Consider the following 5744-nt stretch of genomic DNA (forward strand, 5'->3'; position numbering starts at 1 on the left):
GCCCAGCAGCGCCCCGTTCCGCTGCCCTCCCCCTACTCGATGCCCAACACGGCGCACCACCCGCCGCCCACGCCGGCGCCCGTCCCCGCGCCCTCCGTGCCGTCCATGGGCGGCTTCGGGCCCGCCGGCTACGGCCCGGCGGCATCCGCCGGTGCCACGGGCGGCGGCAACAACGCCCGCCGCTGGGCGCTCGCCTCGCTCGGCGCCGCCTTCGTGGTGCTGGCCGTGGTGGTGGGGCTCGCGCTGCGCGGCTCGGGCGGCGACTCGACGCCGATCGACGAGGAGTACCTGGGCGCCTGGCAGGGCAGGTACGAGCCGGAAAGCGGCCTCGACAAGCTGCTGCGGTTCGAGATCAGCCAGGGCGGGGAGGGCGAGATCGTCGGCACCGCGACCACCATCACCAACGAGGTGCTCTGCTCGTTCCAGGTGCGGCTCGAATCCTTCGACCAGCGCCTGGAGTTCACCGAGCTGCACGACTGGAGCGTGCCGGCGAGCGAGGTCAACGAGTCCTGCCGGGACAATGCCACGCCCCAGACGCTCGAGCTCTCCGGCAGCGGCGACGAGCTGACCTGGACCTACAACGACCAGCAGGCCACCCTCCAGCGCGCCGACGCCACCGGCGAGGCCAACGTCCCGGAGAACCTGGTCGGCACCTACCGCTACGAGTGGGAGAACGACGAGGGCAGCGGCACTTCGGAGATCACCGTCACCCAGGGCGCGATCGGTGACGTCGTCATGACGTTCCACCAGACCACCGACGACTACGAGTGCACCTGGGAGAACCGGCTGGTCCAGGTCGGAGGGGACGAGGTGATCATGGGCCCCGACACCCTCGCCGGGGACGGCAACAGTGACAGCTGTTGGACGGACGGCGGTTTCCGGATGTGGAGCGACGGCGAGAACGGCGCCCTCAACATCGTCTGGCTCGAGGAGCCGGACGAGGACCCGGCCAGGTACCAGCGCGCCAACTGACCGTTCCCCTGCGCGATGTCGTGACGCCCGTCACACCCCTCCGGCGCCCCCGTGACAGCGGCCGGAATCGAACGGGGTACGGTACACGACCGGGTCCGTCGCCGAACCGGTCGCATGAGTACAACGTGATAGTCACAGGGGGAACCGGGTGCGGCACCCGCCCGGTCCCTCTTCGCGAGTTCCGAGAGTAGGGCGTGCCAACCGCTCCGGTGACCCGCCGGGGTGCACGGGGGCGAAAGAGGAGAAGTTCACATGAAGCCGCTCGGGCCGACGGATCCGACACGGGTCGGCCAGTACCGACTGCTGGGGAAGCTGGGCGCCGGCGGAATGGGCAGCGTCTATCTCGCGCGCTCCGACCGCGGCCGCACCGTCGCCGTCAAGCTGGTCCAACCCGAGCTGGCGGCACAGCCCGAGTTCCGGCAGCGCTTCCAGCACGAGGTCGACGCCGCCCGCCGGGTCGGCGGCGACTGGACCGCGCCGGTGCTCGACGCCGACACCGAGGCGGCCACCCCCTGGGTGGCCACCGGCTATGTCGCCGGACCCTCCCTGCACGACGTGGTCACCAACTCCTACGGGCCGCTGCCCGAGCGCACCCTCTTCATCCTGGCCAACGGCCTGGTGAAGGCGCTGCGCGACATCCACGGCGCCGGCCTCGTGCACCGCGACCTCAAGCCGTCCAACGTGATGATCACTATCGACGGCCCCCGCGTCATCGACTTCGGCATCGCCCGCGCCCTGGAGAGCGGCGAGGGCCTCACCCGCACCGGCGCCGCCGTCGGCTCCCCCGGCTTCATGTCACCCGAGCAGTGCCGCGGCGAAACCCTCACCCCGGCCAGCGACATCTTCTGCCTCGGCTCCGTACTGACCTTCGCCGCCACCGGACGCACCCCGTTCGGCGACGCGAACTCCTCCATGACCGCCCTGATGCTGGCCATCGTGCAGGGCCAGTACAACCTGGACGGGGTACCGGAGAACATACGCCGGCTGATCGAGGCGTGCCTGGCGCAGGACCCGAGCCAGCGCCCCACCCTCGACCAGCTGCACCAGTACACCGACATCCCCGACGACAGCGGCGAGCCGTGGCTGCCCGGCGCCCTGGTCGCCCAACTCGGCCGGCACGCCGTCGAACTCCTCGACTCCGAGGACCCGATGCAGGCGCCGCAGTTCCCGACCAACCAGCCGCCGCCGGCAATGCCCGCCGGCCCGCCGGTCACCCCGCTGCCGCCCGGCGCCCAGCCGACGCCGACCGCCTTCGCCCCGAACACGCCGCCGCCGAGCCCGGTGCCGCCGGCCGGCACCAACGTGAACGCGATGGCGACCATGACGTCGGCGGTGCCGCCGCCCGGCTTCCAGCAACCGCAGCAGCCAGGAACCCCGGCGTACGGCTACCCGCAGCAGGGCGGGACGCCCGCCTACGGCTATCCGCAGGCCCACGCCATGGGCGGCCCGCAGGGCCCACAGGGCCCGTACGGCACCGGCGGTTACCCGGGCGCGCCCGGGGGCCCGGCCAAGCGCAACAACACGGTGTGGATCGCGGTCGCGGCCGTCGTTGCCGTCGCGATCATCGCCGTCACGGCCATCTTCGTGGTCAGCGGCGGTGACGAGAACGACGAGGCGGACGACGGCGACGACCAGACGACGTCGCAGGGCCCCACGGGCGGAAACGACGACCAGCCGGACACCGAGCCGACCCGCGAGGGCACCGACGACGGCGACCAGACGCAGCCCGACCCCAACGCGGTCGTCCCGCCCGGCTACGCGGGCGCCTGGGTGGGCGAGGTGACCGGCGGCAACGGCGACCCGTTCGTGCTGCGGGTCGAGATCACGGACGGCGCCGCGGGCCAGCAGGTCGCCACCGAGTACAGCCTGCTCGACTCGGTGATGTGCGTGGAGGGCGCCACCCTGGTGTCCGCGAGCGGCGGCATGGTGGTGAACGGCTCGGGCGTCACGAACACCTTCCCGTCCGGCGCCACCTGCAACCCGTTCGGCGAGCAGACGCTGACGATGCAGGGCACCTCACTGCACTGGGAGAGCGGCAACTGGTCGGCCGAGCTGACCCCGTCCGAGCAGGAGCCCGGCCGGGACGGCATGCCGTACGCGATCTACACCGAGACCTTCGCCTCCGGTGAGCTGCAGTTCGACCCGGAGACCACGTCGTACCCGGGGGAGACCGCGTTCGTGGTCACCAGCACGGACGGCAGCTGCGCCTGGGAGATGCCGCTGATGAGCGGCGGTCTGAACCAGACCACCATCTACGTCGCTCCCTCCAACGTGACCAGCGGCAGCTGCGACCCGCTCCCGGCCTACCGGCTCAGCTGGCAGGAGCCGAGCAGCGGCAGCCGGGCGTCGGCCATCCAGTTCTTCCGGCTCGGCCAGTCCGAGGCGGAGTTCACGGCGCAGAACACCAGCAGCTGAGCCGACCGGCCATGGCGTGAATGACGAGGGCCGGGTGGTGATCCGATCGGATCACCACCCGGCCCTCGCCCTTGCCGGCATCCTCGCCGGCTCGGCCGTCCCGTCCCGTCCCGCCGGGCCTACAGGAACGAGTTGATCTGGATGGTCTCGTCCCGGCCGGGGCCGACGCCGACCGCCGAGATCGGGGCGCCCGACATGTCCTCGAGGGCCTTCACGTAGGCGCGGGCGTTGGCCGGCAGCTCCTCGAAGGAACGGGCCTTGGTGATGTCCTCGCTCCAGCCGGGCAGGTACTCGTAGATCGGCTTCGCGTGGTGGAAGTCGGTCTGGCTGTAGGGGAGTTCCTCGACGCGGCGGCCGTCGATCTCGTAGGCGACGCAGACCGGGATCCGCTCCCAGCCGGTGAGCACGTCCAGCTTGGTGAGGAAGAAGTCGGTGAGCCCGTTGACCCGGGTGGCGTAACGGGCGATCACCGCGTCGAACCAGCCGCAGCGCCGGTCGCGGCCGGTGGTGACGCCGAACTCGCCGCCGATGCGGCGCAGCGCGTCGCCGTCCTCGTCGAGCAGCTCGGTGGGGAAGGGCCCGGCGCCGACCCGGGTGGTGTAGGCCTTGAGGATGCCGATGACCCGGCTGATCTTCGTCGGGCCGACCCCGGCGCCGGTGCAGGCGCCGCCGGCGGTGGGGTTGGAGGAGGTGACGAACGGATAGGTGCCGTGGTCGACGTCGAGCAGGGTGCCCTGGCCGCCCTCGAAGAGCACCACCTTGCCCTCGTCCACGGCCTGGTTGAGGACCAGCACGGTGTCGCACACGAAGGGCCGCAGTGCGTCGGCGTAGCCGAGGAGCTCGTCGACGACCTGGTTCGTCGCGATGGCGCGGCGGTTGTACAGCTTGGCGAGCACCTGGTTCTTCTGGTCCAGGGCCGCCTCCACCTTCTGGCGCAGGATCGATTCGTCGAAGAGGTCCTGGACGCGGATGCCCTGCCGGTTGATCTTGTCCGCGTAAGTGGGGCCGATGCCGCGCCCCGTGGTGCCGATTTTGCGCTTGCCGAGGAAGCGTTCCGAGACTTTGTCGAGGGTGGTGTGGTAGGGCGTGATCAAATGGGCGTTGCCGCTGAGCAGCAGGCGGGAGGTGTCGACGCCACGCTCGGCGAGGCCGCCGAGCTCCTCGAGCAGCACCTTGGGGTCGACCACGACCCCGTTGCCGATGACCGGAACGCAGCCGGGCGAGAGGATCCCGGATGGCAGCAGATGAAGGGCGTACTTCTGGTCGTCCACCACGACCGTGTGGCCGGCGTTGTTGCCGCCCTGGTAGCGAACGACGTAGTCCACCGAGCCGCCGAGCAGATCGGTGGCCTTGCCTTTGCCTTCGTCACCCCACTGAGCACCAAGCAGCACAAGTGCGGGCACAGGCGTACACCCCTTCCGAGCGGGGCATCTACGCAAAGGCTGCCCCGGATCGACGAAACCCCTGGCGCAATCGCGACAGGGGCTCTTGCACAGAGAGCTTACGGGAGACGCAGCCGGGAGGCGACAGTCAGGTGCTCATCGTCATCGACCCGACGGCCCGCCAGACGGATGGGGAATCGGTTCGGATCGCCAGAGACGTGCTGTGCGCGGGCGCGAGCGGGGTCAAGGTGTGCGTGCTCGACCGGTCACAGGGGATGACGCACGCCCTGCGGGGGCGCGGCGACCGGCGGGTGGTGATCGTCGGCGACGACCGGGCGCTGCTGCGCGCGGTGGGGGTGCTGCACAGCCGGGGCGAGTTGGCGGCGAGCCCGCTGGGGATCGTGCCGGTGGGGCCGGGGCCCTCGGTGGCGGTGGCGCGGGCGCTCGGGGTACCGACGGACGCGGTGGCGGCGTCACGCGCCGTGTTGACGGGCGCCGACCGGCGGCTCGACGTGCTGACGGACGACGCGGGCGGCGTGGTCTTAGGAGCCCTGGGCATTCCGGCGCCCAGGCCGCGGGCCTCGGCGGCGGCGCTGTGGTGGCGCGCGAAGCACCCGGTGCGGCAGCGGCTGCGGGTGGAGGCGGACGGCCGGCTGCTGGCCGACGTGGACCGGCCGGTGTCCGGGGTGTCGGTGCGGGCGGCTGACGGTCTTGCCGAGGTGGTGGTGCGGCACTGCCCGGACGGCTCGGACACCAGCGCGCGGGCCACCTCGGTGACGGTCTCCGGGCCGGCGGGGGCGGCGTTCAGCTATCGGGCCAACGCGGTGGACCTGGGCCCGACGAGGACGCGCACCTGGACGGTGCGTCCCGGCGCGCTGCGGCTGACGGTCCCCCGACCAAGAAGCGCAACCTTGGGTTGACAATCGGCGGGCGTCAACCTACGGTTGACGCATGAGCGAACCCACACCCGAGAAC

At 71.6% G+C, this 5744-nt stretch carries 3 protein-coding genes and 1 pseudogene; 3 read left to right on the forward strand and 1 reads right to left on the reverse strand.

Features of this window, described 5'->3' with window-relative positions; translation table 11 throughout:
* A pseudogene (locus tag E1265_RS37515) lies at window positions 1-972 on the forward strand (hypothetical protein); the annotation flags it as partial.
* A 252-nt stretch (window positions 973-1224) separates the two neighbouring features.
* Window positions 1225-3387, forward strand: coding sequence for a serine/threonine-protein kinase (locus E1265_RS39980; protein ID WP_243741275.1), 2163 nt, complete (start codon window positions 1225-1227; stop codon window positions 3385-3387).
* Between the two features lie 119 nt (window positions 3388-3506).
* On the opposite strand, the gene E1265_RS32660 is transcribed toward E1265_RS39980, so the two are convergent.
* Entirely contained in the window at window positions 3507-4790 is a 1284-nt protein-coding gene (locus E1265_RS32660; protein WP_132934577.1) for an adenylosuccinate synthase, read from the reverse strand.
* 137 nt (window positions 4791-4927) lie between these two features.
* Here E1265_RS32660 and E1265_RS32665 point away from each other — a divergent pair, with 137 nt between their 5' ends.
* Complete coding sequence (locus E1265_RS32665) at window positions 4928-5689, forward strand: diacylglycerol kinase (RefSeq protein ID WP_132934578.1); 762 nt, start codon at window positions 4928-4930, stop codon at window positions 5687-5689.
* Window positions 5690-5744 lie beyond the last annotated feature (55 nt).

Source organism: Streptomyces sp. 8K308 (genome assembly GCF_004348315.1).
Classification (GTDB): Bacteria; Actinomycetota; Actinomycetes; order Streptomycetales; family Streptomycetaceae; genus Streptomyces.

Excerpts from the sequence above, each read along its gene's own strand:
- E1265_RS39980 (WP_243741275.1), top strand. The coding sequence starts at position 1,225 with ATGAAGCCGCTCGGGCCGACGGATCCGACACGGGTCGGCCAGTACCGA.